Raw genomic sequence first — 16,521 nt, forward strand, 5'->3', positions numbered from 1 at the left:
GCCTGCGCCGGTGGTTCGGCTGACCCAACTCCCCAACCGGGGAAACGAGCCCTCCCGTATTCGTCATGCAAACGCTTGAATAGAGCGCTTGGTGCGGGCGGAGGGACTCGAACCCCCACAACTTTCGTCACTGGAACCTAAATCCAGCGCGTCTACCAGTTCCGCCACGCCCGCGTAAAAAGCATCCAGTCCGGCCGCGATGCCGCGAGCGGCGGGCTTATAACATGCGCCCACCGGTCCGCAGCAAAAAAATGGCTGTTTTGAGCCGTCACCCGAGGCAAGGCGTCACAGCTGGACAGGGCGCTCGGAAAATGGTCCGGATCGGTCGCATGGCAAGCCCCAAATCGCCCTTGGACAGACGCACATTGATCGCTGGATTGGGCGCCACGGCCCTCACCACCGGTCTGCCCACAATATCTGTAGGCCAGGGGCCTCCGCCGGCGGTGGTGGCCGTGCCTGACGGCCTCGAACTGCGTCCGGGAAGGCCGAACACCCCAATCTGGATGCTCCAATCACCCCTGCTTCGATTCAAGCGCGGCGATTCAGTAACAATCGCCATTGCCAATGAATTGCCGGTTTCGGCCGTGCTGAATTGGCACGGGATCGACGGTGTCTCATCCATCGAACCTCTAACGGCTCAAGCTCCCTTGCCGGCCGAAGCCAAGGATACGCTACAAATTCCTCTGCGGCATGCTGGTACGTCTCTCGTCGACATCAGGTTGCTTGGCGACGGCCAGGCACGCCCGTCGCGGGCACGAGCCCTCGTGGTTCAGGAAAGAGAGGTCATCCCGGTCGATCGCGACGAGGTGTTTCTGATCGAGGACTGGCGGCTGCGCCCGGATGGAACCGCTATTGCGCCGGGTACCGATCCCAAGGATACATCGCTGGTGTTGACGGCCAACGGCCGGCTTTCGCTCGATATTACAGCGCGACTCAATGAACGGATCAGGATTCGGTTCATCAATGGCTGCCAGCGGTCTGTTATTGCGATCAAAATCGAGAATTTCGACGTCCGCGTGATGGCTATCGATGGCCAGCCCGCGGAGCCCTTCCTGGCGCGCAATGGCGCACTGGTGCTGGCTCCCGGCGGCCGCGTCGACGCCTTCATCGACGTGACGGCGCTGGCGGGGGCTTCGTCATCGATTCTCGTTCACGACGGCAAGGAGGCCCGCCCGGTCGGCAGGCTCACCGTGTCGAGCGAACCGCCGGTCCGCGCCGCGCCGTTAGCGCCGGCGCCGCCGCTACCTTCCAATGGTCTGCCCACGCGGCTCGACCTCAAGGGCGCAACCCGGGCCGAATTGCCCCTTGGTGGACCGCAAGGCGACTGGGTGCAGCCGGCGAACTTCGCCGCGACCGCCGCGCCCGCATTCCGCACCAAAGCAGGACGTACCGTGGTGCTGGCCCTCACCAATCGCGCCGCGATCGCCACCGTGTTCCATTTGCACGGCCATCATTTCCGGCTGCTGGACCGGCTCGATGACGGCTGGAAGCCGTTCTGGCTTGATACGCTCGCGATCGAGCCCGGCCAAACGCAACGCATCGCCTTTGCCGCCGAATATGCCGGACGCTGGCTGATCGAATCCGTCGCCACTGATTGGGCCGCACCCCGGCTGGTGCGATGGTACAGTGTGGATTGAGGAGATCAGCATGAGCGCATCCGTTCCCGCCATCCGCAGCGTCACCGCCCGCGGCCTCGTGGTGCCGGTCGCGCGGCCGGTGAAGAACGCGTTCGGGGTGATCGACGCCGCGCCGATGGTGGTGATCGATGTCGCGACCGATCAAGGCGTTACCGGACGCGCTTACATCTTTGCCTACGCCAAACTGACGCTGAAGCCGCTGGTGCATCTGATCGAGGAGATCGGGCGCGACCTGACCGGCAAGCCGGTTGCGCCGTACGACCTGATGAAGGCGATGGACGCAAAGTTCCGCCTGCTCGGCTGGCAAGGCCTGGTCGGCATGGCGGTGTCCGGCCTCGACATGGCCTATTGGGACGCGCTCGGTCAGATTGCGGGTCGGCCACTGGCCGAGTTGCTCGGCGGCGCGCCGCGGCCGATCAAGGCCTATGACAGCTACGGCGTGGTCGATCCCATCGCGGATGAGAACGCGCTGCGCCGTTCGCTCGACCAGGGATTTCGCGGCATCAAGATCAAGGGCGGCGACGGCGATGCCGCCAACGACGAGCGCGTGGTCAGGGGCGTGCGCGCCCTGCTCGGCCCGGATGTCGCCCTGATGATCGACTTCAACCAGTCGCTCGATCCCGCCGAAGCGACGCGCCGCATCGCCCGCCTTGCGCCCTATGATCTGCACTGGATCGAAGAGCCGGTGCCGCAGGAAAATCTGTTGGGCCACGCCAAGGTGCGCGAGACCTCGCCGACGCCGATTCAGGCCGGCGAGAACTGGTGGTTCCCGCGCGGCTTTGCCGAGGCGATCGCGGCCGGCGCCAGCGACTTCATCATGCCCGATTTGATGAAATGCGGCGGCGTCACCGGCTGGCTGCAAGTCGCGGCCCAGGCGGAAGCGGCCAACATTCCAATGTCGAGCCATCTGTTTGCCGAAGCCAGCGCCCACATGCTGGCGGTGACGCCAACCGCGCACTGGCTGGAATTCCTCGATTTTGCGCGCGTCATCCTCGCGCGTCCCGCCGAGATCATCGATGGCACGCTTACCGCGCGAGGTCCCGGTCTTGGATTGGAATGGAACGAGGCGGCGGTGGCGAAGTATTTAATCGCGTAGAATAGCTGGAGCGCTTGCTGGCCACAGCTCAAAGAGCGAATGCGCAACTCGCCGCGTCGAGACTGATGGATTGTGCCTAAGCTCGTCCATCTTACGCCGCGGAGTCTTCTTTGACGTGTGGCTTTGCAGTGAGTTCAATGCCCAGCGCCTTCATCACGGCGATCGTCGTCTTCAAGGTCGGGTTTCCGTCGGCGCTGAACGAGCGATAGAGCTGTTCGCGTGAGAGTCCGGTTTCGCTGGCAATTTGTGTCATGCCTTTTGCCCGGGCAACAACGCCAAGGGCGTGCGCAATATAGCGTGCATCCTCCGTCTTGAAGGCTTCCTCCATGAACACCGCAATCGCCTCGTCAGACAGCAGATCCTCAGCCGGATCATAAGCCGTTAGCTTCTCGCCCATCTCATTCACTCCATGCCCTGGCAAGATGCTTCGCCGTATTGATGTCTTTCGCCTGGGTACTCTTGTCGCCGCCGCAAAGCAGAACGATGATCGCGCTTCCGCGCTTCTGAAAATAGACTCGGTAGCCGGGGCCATAGTGGATACGCAGCTCGCTGATGCCCTCGCCTACCGGTGCAGCGTCGCCAGCGTGTCCTTGAGCCAGGCGATCCAGTCGCGAAGCGATCATCGCACGGGCGCGGTGATCCTTGAGCCGCTGGCGCCACTTCCGAAACGTCTCTGTTTGCTTCAGCTCAAGCACATGTAGTTTATAAACTACGGAGCGTGGCTAATCAAGCAGCCTTCAATACTCAATCCCGAACTCATCATAGAGCCGCCGGAACACCGCGGGCAGCACTTCCGTCAGATCCTCCGCGATCAGCCCCGGCCCCGCCTCACGCGCCCCCTCGCCGTGCATCCAGACGCCGATGCTGGCGGCTTCGAAGGCCGGCGCGCCCTGCGCCAATAACCCTGCGATGATTCCGGACAGCACATCGCCGGCGCCGGCGGTCGCAAGCCAGGGCGGCGCGTTGGCAGCGATGCTGGCGCGTCCGTCGGGTGAGGCGACCACCGTGTCCGGCCCTTTCAGCAGCACCACCGCGCCGCAGCGCTCGGCGGCGGCGCGCACCCGTTCGAGCTTGGAGCGGCCAGGATTCTTGTTGCTGATGTCGCTGAACAGCCGCGGAAACTCGCCCTCATGCGGGGTTAGAACCACCTGCGGGTCGCTGGACAGCTTGATCGCTTCGAACAGCCGCTCCGGCTCCTGCGCAAAACTCGTCAGCGCGTCGGCGTCGAGCACGAGGTGACGTTTCGCTGACAAAGCGGTGTGGACGAGGTCGCGCGTGCGCGCGCTGATTCCAGCACCCGGTCCGATCACGCAGGCATTGAGCCGCTTGTCGTTCAGCATGTCGGCGAATTCGACCGCGCTATCGACCGCGCGGATCATCACGGCGGTGAGCGCCGCAGCATTGACCGCCAGCGCCTCGCGCGGCGAGGCCAGCGTGACCAATCCGGCGCCGGCCCGCAACGCGGCGCGCGCCGCCAGCCGCGCCGCGCCCGTTGCCGCCATGTCGCCGGAGACGACGACGGCGTGACCGCGCGCATATTTGTGGCCATCGATGCGCGGCACCGGGAAGGATTTCTGCCAGGCCTTCGGATCGTTCTCCGATGTCTGCGGCTGGATTTCGCCCAGCACCTGCGCGTCGATGCCGATATCGGCGACGCGGACGCGGCCGCAATGCATCCGTCCCGGCAGCAACAGATGCGCCGGCTTCTTGCGGAAGAAAGTGACGGTCTCGGCAGCATTGATCGCAACACCCATGATGGCGCCGGTGCTGCCGTTGATTCCGCTCGGCAGATCCACGGCGAGGACCGGCGCGCCGTTGGCGTTGATGGCCTCGATCATGTCAAGCGGATCGCCCTTTACGGGACGATTGAGACCGGCGCCGAACAGCGCATCGATGATCAGCGCGGGCTTGCCGATCGCCTGGGGATTGAACGGCAGCACCGGATATTTCCACCCCTTCGCCGCGAGGGCCGCGTCGCCGGTCAGGCTGTCCCGCTCGCACAACAGGATCACCGAAACCTCGCGGCCGCGCGCGGCAAGTTCGGCCGCCGCGACAAACCCGTCGCCGCCATTGTTGCCACGGCCGGCAACCACCAGGATCGCGCCCTCCTCGAGCAGTTCCATCGCGGCTTCGGCGACGGCCTGGCCCGCGCTCATCATCAGCGCGAAGCCGGGCGTGCCGGCCGCGATGGTCAGCTCGTCGGCGCGCTCCATCTCAGGGGTGGTCAGAACTTCCATGCCGAATCCTCGATCCAACCGCCTTTTCCAGAGGCATTTCCGGTCTCGCGCACAGCCTGTTTTTCCACTGGCTGCATACCAATTGACCGGTTTGCCTATTTGGTAGGCTTGGGTATCATGCACCGTCCGGTTCGACCTCTGCCGATTGCATGTTAAAAGTCTGATAACATTCCGAAATCAGGCGCATTAACAACTTGGCATAGACCCTGCTTTTGGGGAAGCCGGTAAGGAAGCCGGCTCAGGATCGTCGTCATGTTACGGCAATCATGGGCGTTTCGGCTCCTGACTGAAGGATCGACCAGACGGCGCCACGCGCGACATCGAAACTATCTGCACTCTGCAATTTTGAAATGCCCGGGAGGCGCTCAGTGAAAAAAATCGAAGCCATCATCAAGCCGTTCAAGCTCGACGAGGTGAAAGAGGCGCTTCAGGAGGTCGGACTGCAGGGCATCACCGTGACCGAGGCCAAGGGTTTCGGCCGGCAAAAGGGTCACGCCGAACTGTATCGCGGTGCGGAATACATCGTGGACTTCCTGCCCAAGGTCAAAATCGAAATCGTGATCGGGGATGACCTGGTCGAGAAAGCCATCGACGCGATCCGCCGCGCCGCCCAGACCGGCCGCATCGGCGACGGCAAAATCTTCGTCTCCAACATCGAAGAAGCGATCCGGATCAGAACCGGAGAATCCGGGCTGGACGCTATCTGAGCCGGGTGCTATCCCGCATTTTGCGACTGAAAAACAAGAAAAGGGCTGCTTCGGCGGCCTGATTTCGTTTGCGATATCTCACCACCCTCTGTGTGTGCGTGTTGTTTGCGGAATGTCGTTGTCGCAGAGTCCTGGAAACCAAAAGGGGTATTCATGAAGACCGCCAAAGACGTCCTGAAATCGATCAAGGACAACGACGTAAAATACGTCGACCTGCGCTTCACCGACCCGCGCGGCAAGTGGCAGCACGTGACTTTCGACATCGGCATGATCGACGAGGAAATCTTTGCCGAAGGCACTATGTTCGACGGCTCGTCGATCGCCGGCTGGAAGGCGATCAACGAATCCGACATGTGCCTGATGCCTGATCCGGTCACCGCGACGATCGATCCGTTCTTCGCCGAAACCACCATGGTCATCACCTGCGACGTGCTCGAGCCGACCACCGGCGAGCCCTACAACCGCGACCCGCGCGGCATGGCCAAGAAGGCCGAGGCGATGGTCAAGTCGATGGGCGTCGGCGACACCGTGTTCGTCGGACCGGAAGCCGAGTTCTTCGTATTCGACGACGTGCGCTTTTCGTCCATGCCCTACAACACCGGCTTCAAGCTCGACTCCTCGGAATTTCCGACCAATTCGGACACCGAATACGAAGGCGGCAATCTCGGTCACCGCATCCGCACCAAGGGCGGCTACTTCCCGGTGCCGCCGCAGGACTCGGTGCAGGACATGCGCTCGGAAATGCTCGGCGCGATGGCCAAGATGGGCGTCAAGGTCGAAAAGCATCACCATGAAGTCGCTTCCGCCCAGCACGAGCTCGGCATGAAGTTCGACACGCTGACGCTGATGGCCGACCACATGCAGATCTACAAATACTGCATCCATCAGGTCGCGCACATCTACGGCAAGACCGCCACCTTCATGCCGAAGCCGATCTATGGCGACAACGGCTCGGGCATGCATGTCCACCAGTCGATCTGGAAGGACGGCAAGCCGGTGTTCGCCGGCAACAAATACGCCGACCTGTCGGAGACCTGTCTCCACTACATCGGCGGCATCATCAAGCATGCCAAGGCGATCAACGCCTTCACCAACCCGTCGACCAACTCCTACAAGCGTCTGGTCCCGGGCTATGAAGCGCCGGTGCTGCTGGCCTATTCCGCGCGCAATCGTTCGGCCTCCTGCCGTATCCCCTACACCGCCAATCCGAAGGCCAAGCGCGTCGAGGTTCGTTTCCCCGACCCGATGGCCAACCCGTATCTCGGCTTCGCCGCGATGCTGATGGCCGGCCTCGACGGCATCAAGAACAAGCTCGATCCGGGTCCGGCGATGGACAAGGACCTCTACGATTTGCCCAAGGAAGAGCTGAAGCAGATCCCGACGGTGTGCGGCAGCTTGCGCGAGGCGCTGGAAAACCTCGACAAGGACCGCGCGTTCCTCAAGAACGGAGGCGTGTTCGACGACGACTTCATCGACAGCTACATCGAGCTGAAGATGACCGAAGTCGAACGTTTCGAGATGACCCCGCATCCGGTCGAATTCGACATGTACTATTCGCTGTGATTTTTTGCGGCCTCCGCGCCGCTGATATCAGGGTTCACAAATGCGAAAGGCGCTCCCAACGGAGCGCCTTTTGTTTTGCTGGCATCGGCACGTGATGGGGCAAGGCGAACGAGAAATCATGCTTCCTTCGGCGGATACTTGCGCAGGAAACGCTCGAGTTCCGGCTGCACGGAATAAGGCGTCGGTATCGGATCGCCGGCCGGATCGACCGCAATATCAAGACAGCGGCGCAACGTCCGCGCCAGCTCTGCGCGGCGGTATGGCTTGGTCAGCAGCGGAATCCCCTGACCCGCGCGGTTTTTCTGCGGCAGCGCCCCGTCGCTGTATCCGGAAGTGAAGAGCACCCGAAGCGCCGGCCGCCCGTCCATCAGCGTTTCGGCCAGTTGCCTGCCGTTCATGGTTCCGGGCATCACGATATCGGTGAACAGGAGATCGAACGCTGCGCCCTGGCGGACGATCGCGAGGGCCTCGTCGGCGTTGCCGGCCACGATCACCTTGTAACCGAGGTTCTCGAGCTGCAGCGATACGTAGTCGCGGATCTTGCGGTCGTCCTCGACGCACAGGATGGTTTCGTTGCCGCCCTGCGGCGGCGGATCGTCCTGCGCCGGCGGCTGCAGCGCGCTGATGTCGGCTCTGGGCAGATAGATCCGGAACGTGGTGCCGCTTCCCTCATCGCTGCGCACGTCGACGCTGCCGTGCGATTGCTTGGCGAAACCAAACACCATGCTGAGCCCGAGGCCCGTTCCCCGGCCAACCTCCTTGGTGGAGAAGAACGGATCAAATATCCGGTCGAGATCGGCCTGCGGAATGCCGGTGCCGGTATCGCCGACCTCGATGGCTACGTAGTCGCCGGCGCGTTCGACGCCCCGCGCCAGCGCCTCGGGAACGCCGAGTGTGAAATTGCGGGTTCTGATGGTCAGTTTCCCAGCGTTGGACATGGCGTCGCGGGCATTGATCGCAAGGTTGACCAGCGCAGCCGAAAGCTGGCTCCTGTCGACCAACGCCGGCCATGCATCCCCGCTCAGGTCCGTCTCGACTTCGATGTGCCTGCCGAGAACGGGTGACAGCAATCGGACGGCTTCGCCGATGAGTTCGTTGACGTCGGTTTCGGCCGGCTGCAACGGCTGCTTGCGCGCGAATGCCAGCAGGCTTGCGGTGAGACTTGCGCCGCGGTCCGCCGCATCGCCGATCAGCTTCGTGATCGTTGCCAGATGCGGAATATCCTTGACGCCCTCGGCCAGGATCTCGATCGTGCCTGTTATCACAGTGAGCATGTTGTTGAAGTCATGGGCAATGCCGCCGGTCAACTGCCCGAGCGATTCCATCTTTTGCGCCTGGATCAATTGCTCCTCGGCGACGCGCCTCTGGGTGACGTCCCTGACAAAGGCGTTGATGACGTAACCGTCACCGCGACGTAGTGCCGTGAGCGACACTTCGACAAATAATTCGTGACCGTCCCGGTGCAGGGCCGCAGACTCATAGCGCATGCCCATGGCACCGCCGGCGGTCTCCCGCAGGAACTGGGCGATCCGCTGCCGGTGCGCCGCACGAAGCGGTTCCGGAAACACCAGCTCCACCAGCTTGACGCCGACGGCCTCCGCCCGCGTCCACCCGGTCAAGACTTCGGCCTGTGGGCTCCAGTCGAGAACAAAGCCGTTCTCGTCGGTCTGGACGAAGGCGTCGAGGGCCGTGTTGACGATGGCCTGCGCCATCTGTTCGCTGTCGACCAGAGCCTGGAGGGCCCGCTTTTGTTCGGTGACGTCGCGCAGCACGGTGACCGCCCCGCGAAGCCGGCCGCGCTCGTCGCGCAATGGCCGGGCGTTGGCGACGATGCTGGCTCTTGATTCTTGTTTTGACGCGTTTTCTTGACGCGAACCGGACTCCACTTCGCTGGAAAACGCTCTGCCGCCGGATTGTCCGGACTGCACCACGAGTTCGAAATCATCGACGTTTTCGCCGCGCAGCGCCCGCGCCAGCGGCGAATCCGCAATCGGCAGCGGCGTGGTACCGTCGGAAAGGAAGCAGGTGAATTTCCTCGGCCCCGTCATGCTGTCGAAGCCGCGGTCCAAACCGAGCAACCGCCGGGCCGCGGCGTTGGCAACGACGACCACCGCCTTTTCGTCCGCCACGACAACGCAGTCGCGGATGCTTTCGACGGTGTTCTCCAGCAGGTTTTGTTTGGTGCCGAGCTGGCTCGACAATTCGGCGAATGCCGCCGTCAGCGCGGCCATCTCCCGGCCACCCTCGGAAGAGATCGCCACCTGCTCGCCGCGCGACAGGCCTTCGACCGCCCGGGTCATTTGGGTCAGCATCCCGGACAGCGACCTCGCGGTGGTGGCCGCGAGCACGAGCGCCACCAAAATCGCGATCACCGCGACGACAAGTGTCGCCCGGCCAAAGCCTGCAAAGCCATTACCGAACAAGGCAAGCGCGCAAATGGTCCCCACAACCAGGAACACCATCGCCAATGCAAGGCGGCGCCATAAAGTCATAACGACCAACTGCCCAAGAAAATCACCTGGAAAACCACTAAGAAAAAACGGCAGGAAATGCTTCGACAATAAATGCGAGTATCGATGCGCGGCCGGCGTTTAACCGGTGTCGTCCTGGCAGACGTTGTTCGGCGCCCTCAGCTACCCCAATACTTAGCCGAGTTATGTGCCGCGATCCCGATTTTTCGGCCCCGTAGAATTACGGGCAGCATCCCGGAAAAACGGAAAAACGAATCGTTCGAATCAATTATACCCCGAATATTCTGGTGTACCGCGCGTCAGCACGAAGGTCGCGGTTGATGGCGCCGCTGTAACCTGGACAGCCTAGAGCATCGGCGGTCCGGCATCGCGCCCTGCCTATTTGCCACGACCGCTGTTCGGCCGCCTGTTGCTCGAAAACGCTTTGCTAGCTCGCCCGCAGATGCGCCTTGAGCGCTTCGCCGAACGCCTCGAACAGCGCACGGTTGATCGGATTGCGCTGCGGGTCGTACTCCGCATGCCACTGCACGCCGAGCGCAAAGCTCGGTGCATCGGCGATCCGGATCGCTTCGATGGTGCCGTCTTCCGCCACCCCCTCGATGACGACGCGTTCGCCGGGATCAAGGATGCCCTGCCCGTGCAGGGAATTCACCCGAATGGTTTCGCAGCCGAGCAGCCTGGCAAAGGCGCCGTCGGGCGTCAGATGGACGTCATGCCGGTCGGCAAAGATCACCAGGGGATCCGGATGGATTTCGCCGTTCTCCAGCCGCGGCATGCGGTGATTGATGCGGCCGGGGATTTCGCGGATTTCCGGATGCAGCGAGCCGCCAAAGGCGACGTTCATCTCCTGCAAGCCGCGGCAGATGCCGAAGATCGGCACGCCGCGGGCGACGCAGGCTTCCGCCAGCGCAAGGGCGACGTCGTCGCGGTGAATATCGTAGGGCTCGTGCCGCTCATGCGGTTCGGTCTTGAACCGGGTCGGATGAACATTGGCCCGGGCGCCCGTCAGCACCACCCCATCGACGGCGTCGAGCAAGGCGCCGATGTCGGTAATCTCGGGCGATCCAGCAAACATCAGCGGCAGCGCGCCCGAGACGTCGGCGACCGCGCGAAGGTTGCGCTCTCCGACCATCTGGGTATTGAAACGATTCTCGACGCGATGGGCGTTTCCGATCACCCCGACCACAGGCCGTTTCATCGCCAAAATTCTGCTTTCATCGTCCCGCGCAAGGATATTCCAGGTTGAGCCGTGATTTTGGCCGATCATGCCTGCGAGATCGTGCCGGATCAACATGATATGCTGCCCACTTCCGCTTTGCAGTTCCGCGGGAATCCAAGGCCGTGGCGGCAAACCTGGCGTCGATAGCGGCGCAAAGCGCGGGTTTTGCCCCATGGAGCGGCCTGCCCCGCGCCAAAGGCAGCTACTTCCGCGTAAAGGCTTCCCTGGCGTCAACAGCCTCGACACCGGGCAGAGCGGCCGCCCGAAGCGCCGTTGCCGCGGCATTGTCGGCGCCGTTCAGCCACGGCAGTTTCGCCTGAATTCCGCGGGTCACCGGCTCCCCCAGAGTGCCGCCGAAATCGAGCGGCCAGAATCCGTTCGGCACCGCCTCGGCAGATATCCCGTGAAGGCGATATCCCTTCCCCAGCGTCGCAGCCGCGTCGTCAGGCGGCACGTTGCGCGCGGTCGCTGGATTGGCCGGGTCGGCAAACGTCACGAGCACCGGGATTTGCGCGCCCGTTACCGGCACCACGCCGGTCTGACGGTTCATTTCGTTGAACGACACGCGCTTGCCGCCGCCAGCGGCGGCGATATAGGCGCGCAACGCCACGTAACTCATGCCATCGAGTTCAAGATTCTTGTCGGTATGCGCCAGCAGCGCGACGAGGTTCTTGCCGCCACCGAGTTCGACATAAACGGCATCGCCCGCGGTCTTTGTATGTCCGCCGCGGCTGTAACTGCGGTCGGGATGAACCGCCACGACGCCGGAGGCCGATTTGCGTCCATCGGGGGTCTCCACTTCAACGGTCAAGCGATATTTGTGGCCGGGCCGGTTGATCCTGATCTGATCGCCGATATAAATCGCTGCCAACAGCGCAACCGGCCCCAACCATTTGAAATTCATCTCATCCTCGCCGACGCACCGTGTCACATGGCATGCACCGCTTGGCACACACGACGCGCCAGCGTCAAACCGGCGCGTTGCCGCTTGATCCCGGACGAATTTTCGCGAAAGACTGCCGCAGGAATATTCTGCAGGAAGGAATCAACGTGACAGGTCCGGCTGACGATCGTCTTTTGGCCCGCAACGATCTGGCGTGGGCGATATCGGTCGGCGGTATCGGCGTCGTGCTGTTCGCCGCGCTGTTGCTGTTCACCTGGTATTTCGCCGCGACCCTGTTCCTGATCTTCGCCGGCGTGCTGCTCGGCGTCGCGCTGACCGCGATGGCCGATATGCTCGGCCGGGTCGTCAAACTTCCACATTCGCTGCGGCTCACCGTCGTCTGCCTGGTGCTGGCCGGCGTGCTGGCGGGCATTCTTTTCCTCGGCGGCGCCACCATCGCGCAGCAGACCAAAGTGTTGAGCGAGACGATCAAGTCGCAGTTGGTCGACCTCAAAGCCTTCCTGGACAGGAATGGGGTCGATACCAGCTTTTTCGACTTCGGTACCCTCAATGCGGCTCCGGACGCGTCTGCGCCGGCAGCGCCAACAACGCCGCATAGCCTGCCCAGCGCCAGCACCATCGCTTCGAGCGGTGGCGCCATCTTCAGTCAGAGCCTGAAGCTGATTCTGGGCACGGTGAGCGCGGTCGGAAACTTCTTTATCGTGCTGTTTCTGGGCCTCGCCTTTGCCGTGCAGCCGAGCATTTACCGGAACGGGCTGCTGTTCATGGCGCCGGCCAAGCACCGCGCCCGCGCCACCGTCATTATCGACCGCATCGGCTGGACACTGGAGCGCTGGCTGATCGCACAGATCATCACCATGGCCGCGGTATTCTTCGTCACCTGGATAGGACTTGCGATCATCGGCATCCCCAGTTCGTTCATTCTGGGCATCCAGGCCGGGCTGCTCGCCTTCATTCCGACCGTGGGAGCGATCCTTGGCGGCCTGATCGTGGTATTGGCGAGCCTCGCGACCGGATGGGTCGCAGCGTTGAGCGCGTTCATCCTTTTCCTCGGCGTACACGCGCTGGAAAGCTACGTGCTGACGCCGATCATCCAGCGTCAGGCGCTGGATATTCCGCCCGCCACGCTGTTCGCGTTCCAGATCCTGCTCGGCGTCGTGTTCGGCATCTGGGGCCTGGCGCTGGCGCTGCCCCTGATGGCGATCGCCAAGGTCATGATCGACCATTTCAAGGCCGAAACGAAGTTGGCGTAAACCCTGGAGCGTTTTCCAGCGAAGCATGCCCTCGGACTTGATCCGTGGGTGGACACCGCTTCGCGTCAGGAAAACGCGTCAAATCAAGAATCTGGAGCCCCGTTCCGATTCCATCGGAACCGAGAAGGTTCTAGCCCGCCGACGTCAACACCGTCTCGGTGTGCTCGACCTCGGGGGGCGCTGCAAAGTACTGCCCGACCAGGCCGCGCCAGGCCGTGAAATCTTCCGAACCGCGGAAATCGACGGTGTGATTTTCCAGCGTTTCCCATTGCGCCATCAGGCGATAGCGCTGCGGCTTCTCGATCGACTTGTGCAGCTCAAATCCCTTGCCGCCCCTGGCGCGCAGGAACAGCGGACGCGCCTTGGCCACGGCGGCTTCAAAATCCTTTTCGGTGCCGGGCTTGACGTCGATTTGTGCGATTTCGGTGATCATGGCGGTTACGGCCCTCTGCTGGGAATAACCGTGTCTAGCTGAAGGCGCCAAAAAGAAAAAGGCGCCTCGCGGCGCCCCCACATCAGCATCTCCAAGCTCGGCTCAATTGAACAGCAGCACCGTACCCACGACCATCATCGCGCAGCCGATGAACAGGATGGCAGGCCAGCGCGTTCTGCGCCGATCGTAACGTCCCTGCGCACGGCGCTCGCTGATGAGCGCCGTCTCGAATTCTTCCGAGCTTGAGAACATGCAGGCGAAACCACCGCGGGCGGAGACTGCGGCCGCTTCGAGCGACATCAGAGCAGCCTGGGGGTTTCGCGTGCGGATCGAATCCATAAGCAAACAATATGGACGGAATGGTAAACGCGGAGTTACCGCCGCGTTTTCCTGCAAAGCGTTTTCGAGCGAAGCATGCCCTCGGACTTGATCCGTGGGTGGATACCGGTTCGCGTCAAGAAAACGCGTCAAACAAGAGTCTAGAGTTGATCGGTTCTGATTAAATCAGAACCGATCAACTCTCATGTCGCAACCGGCACTGGACGCGCGGCAGCCGGAAGGCCTGCGGTCTTGCGCCGCCAATGTTCCAGCGACAACGGAAGCTCTTCGGCGGCCTCGACCCGGTTGCGGCCGGTGCGCTTGGCTTGATACAGCGCGGTGTCCGCCGCCGCCAGCAGCACCTCGAGTTCGGTGCCGGCCGGCCCGCCGGCGACGCCGATGCTGACGGTGGTATCGACAGGGCCCTCCTCGCAGACGATTCCGGACGCCTCGAACGCCTCACGCACGCGCTCAGCGACCAAAACGCCCTCTTCCAGCGCGCACGGCAACAGCGCGGCGAACTCCTCGCCGCCAATGCGGCCCGAGAGATCGCTGATGCGAAGGTTGTTGACGACGACGGTCGAGAACAGTTTGAGGATTTCATCGCCCGCCGGGTGGCCGAAACGGTCGTTGATGCCCTTGAAATGGTCGATGTCGAAGATCATCACCGTTACCGGCCGGCCGGCCTTGGCCTCGCGCTCGATCACCCGTGAACAGGCTTCGGCGAAGCCGCGGCGGTTGAACATGCCGCTCAGCGGATCGATCGATGCCGCCGTCTTGTGCACGGTCACCGCGCGGTCCGACACCAGCATGAAGATGACGAACACGGTGCCGATCGCATAGAGCACGAGTTCGATCGAAAACGCCGTCACCCAGACGCTGCTGTAGAAGGTTTCATCATGCGGTCGCAGCAGATCGCCGAGCAGGATCGGCAGCATCAGCACGCAACCATGCATTACAGGCACCGCAATGGTCGGCCACCGCTTCTGCATGCTGCGCCGCCGCTCGCTCCACAACTCCGAAGCGGTCAGCGCCGCGTAGATCGCAACGATCGCCGCACCAACGGTCAGGCGCATCGCAGGATCCAGCCACGGCAGCGCCACCGATACGCCGACCCAGGCGATCGCGCCGAACACCAGCCCCGGTAGATTGGGCTTGCGGCCGAGGAAGACGCGCGCGGCATTCCAGACCATGCCGCAGGCGATGAAGCCGACCGCGTTCAGCGCCAGCGTCAGCGGCTCGCCAAACCTGGCGCCGCCGACGGTCCAGATCGCGACAGAGGCCGCACCCAGCAGATAGGCGGTGCCCCACCATTTCAACGCCGGGACATTCTCCTGCCTGCCGAAGAAGATCAGCATGGCCCCGAGCATGCCCGCGACCATGGTGGCAAATAGATAAAGTGTGGACGTATCGAACGACATGAGCCCCACCGTGAAAGTGTGATGCAATGCTGAGGGGCACATAAGGAAATGTGATGCTGCGCCCCCGCAGTCTCGCAAGCTAAAACTCGCGGGTTCCAATTTCGTTTGCACGCATACGCAAGTTTTCGTGAAAATCTGCGTTAATTCATCTCTAAACTGAAAACAAAAAAGGGCGCCTTTCGGCGCCCTCTTCGTTTTCGTCGATGCAGCAAATCGCTGCAAATTCTAGCGGAGCAATTAGCGCTTCGAGAACTGGAACGACTTGCGCGCCTTGGCGCGACCGTACTTCTTGCGCTCCACGGTGCGGGAGTCGCGAGTCAGGAAGCCGCCCTTCTTCAATACGCCGCGCAGATCGGGCTCGAAGCAGGTCAGCGCCTTGGAGATGCCGTGACGCACGGCACCCGCCTGGCCCGACAGACCGCCGCCGGCAACCGTGCAGATGACGTCGTACTGGCCGGCACGGGCCGCTGCGACCAGCGGCTGCTGGATCAGCATCCGCAGCACCGGGCGGGCGAAATAGACTTCGACATCGCGGGTATTGACCACGATCTTGCCGGCGCCGGGTTTGATCCAGACGCGGGCAACCGCGTCCTTGCGCTTGCCGGTGGCGTAAGCACGGTTGAACTTGTCGACCTTCTTGACGTATTTCGGCGCGTCCGGCGTTGCCGGCTTCAGCTGCGACAACTGGTCGAGCGACTGCATGGTGTCGGACATCTTATGCGGCCCTCATGTTCTTGCGGTTCATCGAAGCGATATCAACCGTCTCGGGCTGCTGGGCTTCATGCGGATGTTCGGCACCGGGGTAAACGCGCAGATTGCCCATCTGGACGCGGCCGAGCGGACCACGGGGGATCATGCGCTCGATGGCCTTCTCGACCACGCGCTCGGGGAAGCGACCCTCGAGGATCGATTTCGCGGTGCGTTCCTTGATGCCGCCGATGAAGCCGGTGTGCTTGTAATAGACCTTCTGGTCGCGCTTGCGACCGGTCAGCACGACGTGCGCCGCGTTGATGATGACGACGTGATCGCCGCAATCGACGTGGGGCGTATAGGTAGGAAGATGTTTGCCGCGCAGGCGCATGGCGACCAGGGTAGCGAGCCGTCCGACCACCAGACCTTTGGCGTCGATCAGCACCCACTTCTTCGTCACCTCGGCGGGCTTTGCCGAAAAGGTTTTCATGTGAGAAATCCGTAAAAGGGGACAGCGGCGCAGGCTGCGCCGAACTGCGCGGTTTCTAGAGAACCGCCCGCAGCGCGTCAAT

At 62.6% G+C, this 16,521-nt stretch carries 16 protein-coding genes, 1 tRNA gene and 1 pseudogene; 6 read left to right on the forward strand and 12 right to left on the reverse strand.

What is annotated here, in order from left to right; all coding sequences use genetic code 11:
• Positions 1-89: 89 nt before the first annotated feature.
• A tRNA-Leu gene (locus ACSQ84_RS19695) sits at positions 90-174 on the reverse strand.
• Positions 175-503: 329 nt separating this feature from the next.
• On the opposite strand from ACSQ84_RS19695, the pseudogene ACSQ84_RS19700 reads away from it, so the two are divergent.
• From ACSQ84_RS19700 to ACSQ84_RS19710, 3 genes and pseudogenes are all read left to right on the forward strand, one after another.
• Positions 504-689 (forward strand): annotated as a pseudogene (locus ACSQ84_RS19700) (multicopper oxidase domain-containing protein); the annotation flags it as partial.
• Positions 690-764: 75 nt separating this feature from the next.
• The gene (locus tag ACSQ84_RS19705) at positions 765-1,637 is read left to right on the forward strand and encodes a multicopper oxidase domain-containing protein (RefSeq protein ID WP_436213655.1); all 873 of its coding nucleotides are present in this window, start codon (positions 765-767) and stop codon (positions 1,635-1,637) included.
• A gap of 10 nt (positions 1,638-1,647) precedes the next feature.
• The gene (locus ACSQ84_RS19710; RefSeq protein WP_436213371.1) at positions 1,648-2,733 is read left to right on the forward strand and encodes an enolase C-terminal domain-like protein; all 1,086 of its coding nucleotides are present in this window, start codon (positions 1,648-1,650) and stop codon (positions 2,731-2,733) included.
• A 91-nt stretch (positions 2,734-2,824) separates the two neighbouring features.
• On the opposite strand, the gene ACSQ84_RS19715 is transcribed toward ACSQ84_RS19710, so the two are convergent.
• Genes ACSQ84_RS19715 through ACSQ84_RS19725 form a run of 3 tightly spaced genes read right to left on the reverse strand, consistent with a single transcriptional unit; the run spans position 2,825 to position 4,970 of the window.
• Positions 2,825-3,130 (reverse strand): addiction module antidote protein, encoded by a 306-nt coding sequence (locus ACSQ84_RS19715; RefSeq protein ID WP_436213372.1) that lies wholly within the window; start codon positions 3,128-3,130, stop codon positions 2,825-2,827.
• Between the two features lies 1 nt (position 3,131).
• Entirely contained in the window at positions 3,132-3,428 is a 297-nt protein-coding gene (locus ACSQ84_RS19720; RefSeq protein ID WP_436213373.1) for a type II toxin-antitoxin system RelE/ParE family toxin, read from the reverse strand.
• A 42-nt stretch (positions 3,429-3,470) separates the two neighbouring features.
• Positions 3,471-4,970 carry an NAD(P)H-hydrate dehydratase gene (locus ACSQ84_RS19725; RefSeq protein ID WP_436213374.1) on the reverse strand — a complete coding sequence of 500 codons (1,500 nt, stop codon included), beginning with the start codon at positions 4,968-4,970 and terminating at the stop codon, positions 3,471-3,473.
• Positions 4,971-5,338: 368 nt separating this feature from the next.
• Between ACSQ84_RS19725 and ACSQ84_RS19730 the strand changes: the two genes are divergently transcribed.
• Positions 5,339-5,677, forward strand: a complete 339-nt coding sequence (locus ACSQ84_RS19730) for a P-II family nitrogen regulator (protein WP_011441447.1) — start codon at positions 5,339-5,341, stop codon at positions 5,675-5,677.
• Positions 5,678-5,830: 153 nt separating this feature from the next.
• Positions 5,831-7,240 (forward strand): type I glutamate--ammonia ligase, encoded by a 1,410-nt coding sequence (gene glnA / locus ACSQ84_RS19735; protein ID WP_436213375.1) that lies wholly within the window; start codon positions 5,831-5,833, stop codon positions 7,238-7,240.
• 116 nt (positions 7,241-7,356) lie between these two features.
• On the opposite strand, the gene ACSQ84_RS19740 is transcribed toward glnA, so the two are convergent.
• From ACSQ84_RS19740 to ACSQ84_RS19750, 3 genes are all read right to left on the reverse strand, one after another.
• On the reverse strand, positions 7,357-9,732 hold the full coding sequence (locus ACSQ84_RS19740; protein ID WP_436213376.1) for a PAS domain S-box protein: 2,376 nt from the start codon (positions 9,730-9,732) through the stop codon (positions 7,357-7,359).
• Positions 9,733-10,138: 406 nt separating this feature from the next.
• Entirely contained in the window at positions 10,139-10,909 is a 771-nt protein-coding gene (locus tag ACSQ84_RS19745; protein WP_436213377.1) for a gamma-glutamyl-gamma-aminobutyrate hydrolase family protein, read from the reverse strand.
• A gap of 223 nt (positions 10,910-11,132) precedes the next feature.
• Positions 11,133-11,834, reverse strand: coding sequence for a hypothetical protein (locus ACSQ84_RS19750; RefSeq protein ID WP_436213378.1), 702 nt, complete (start codon positions 11,832-11,834; stop codon positions 11,133-11,135).
• A gap of 146 nt (positions 11,835-11,980) precedes the next feature.
• On the opposite strand from ACSQ84_RS19750, the gene ACSQ84_RS19755 reads away from it, so the two are divergent.
• A complete protein-coding gene (locus ACSQ84_RS19755; RefSeq protein WP_436213379.1) occupies positions 11,981-13,087 on the forward strand; it encodes an AI-2E family transporter in 1,107 nt (368 codons plus the stop codon).
• 130 nt (positions 13,088-13,217) lie between these two features.
• Here ACSQ84_RS19755 and ACSQ84_RS19760 read toward each other — a convergent pair whose 3' ends face one another.
• From ACSQ84_RS19760 to rplM, 5 genes are all read right to left on the reverse strand, one after another.
• The gene (locus ACSQ84_RS19760; RefSeq protein ID WP_436213380.1) at positions 13,218-13,520 is read right to left on the reverse strand and encodes an antibiotic biosynthesis monooxygenase family protein; all 303 of its coding nucleotides are present in this window, start codon (positions 13,518-13,520) and stop codon (positions 13,218-13,220) included.
• A 102-nt stretch (positions 13,521-13,622) separates the two neighbouring features.
• A complete protein-coding gene (locus tag ACSQ84_RS19765) occupies positions 13,623-13,859 on the reverse strand; it encodes a hypothetical protein (protein WP_436213381.1) in 237 nt (78 codons plus the stop codon).
• A gap of 182 nt (positions 13,860-14,041) precedes the next feature.
• Positions 14,042-15,259 (reverse strand): diguanylate cyclase, encoded by a 1,218-nt coding sequence (locus ACSQ84_RS19770; RefSeq protein WP_436213382.1) that lies wholly within the window; start codon positions 15,257-15,259, stop codon positions 14,042-14,044.
• Positions 15,260-15,496: 237 nt separating this feature from the next.
• Positions 15,497-15,973: a 30S ribosomal protein S9 gene (gene rpsI, locus ACSQ84_RS19775; protein WP_436213383.1), complete on the reverse strand. Its 477-nt coding sequence runs from the start codon at positions 15,971-15,973 to the stop codon at positions 15,497-15,499.
• A 1-nt stretch (position 15,974) separates the two neighbouring features.
• A complete protein-coding gene (rplM, locus tag ACSQ84_RS19780; RefSeq protein ID WP_212032288.1) occupies positions 15,975-16,439 on the reverse strand; it encodes a 50S ribosomal protein L13 in 465 nt (154 codons plus the stop codon).
• Between the last annotated feature and the right edge of the window lie 82 nt (positions 16,440-16,521).

The sequence above is a fragment of the Bradyrhizobium sp. LjRoot220 genome (genome assembly GCF_964252915.1).
Taxonomy (GTDB): Bacteria; Pseudomonadota; Alphaproteobacteria; order Rhizobiales; family Xanthobacteraceae; genus Bradyrhizobium.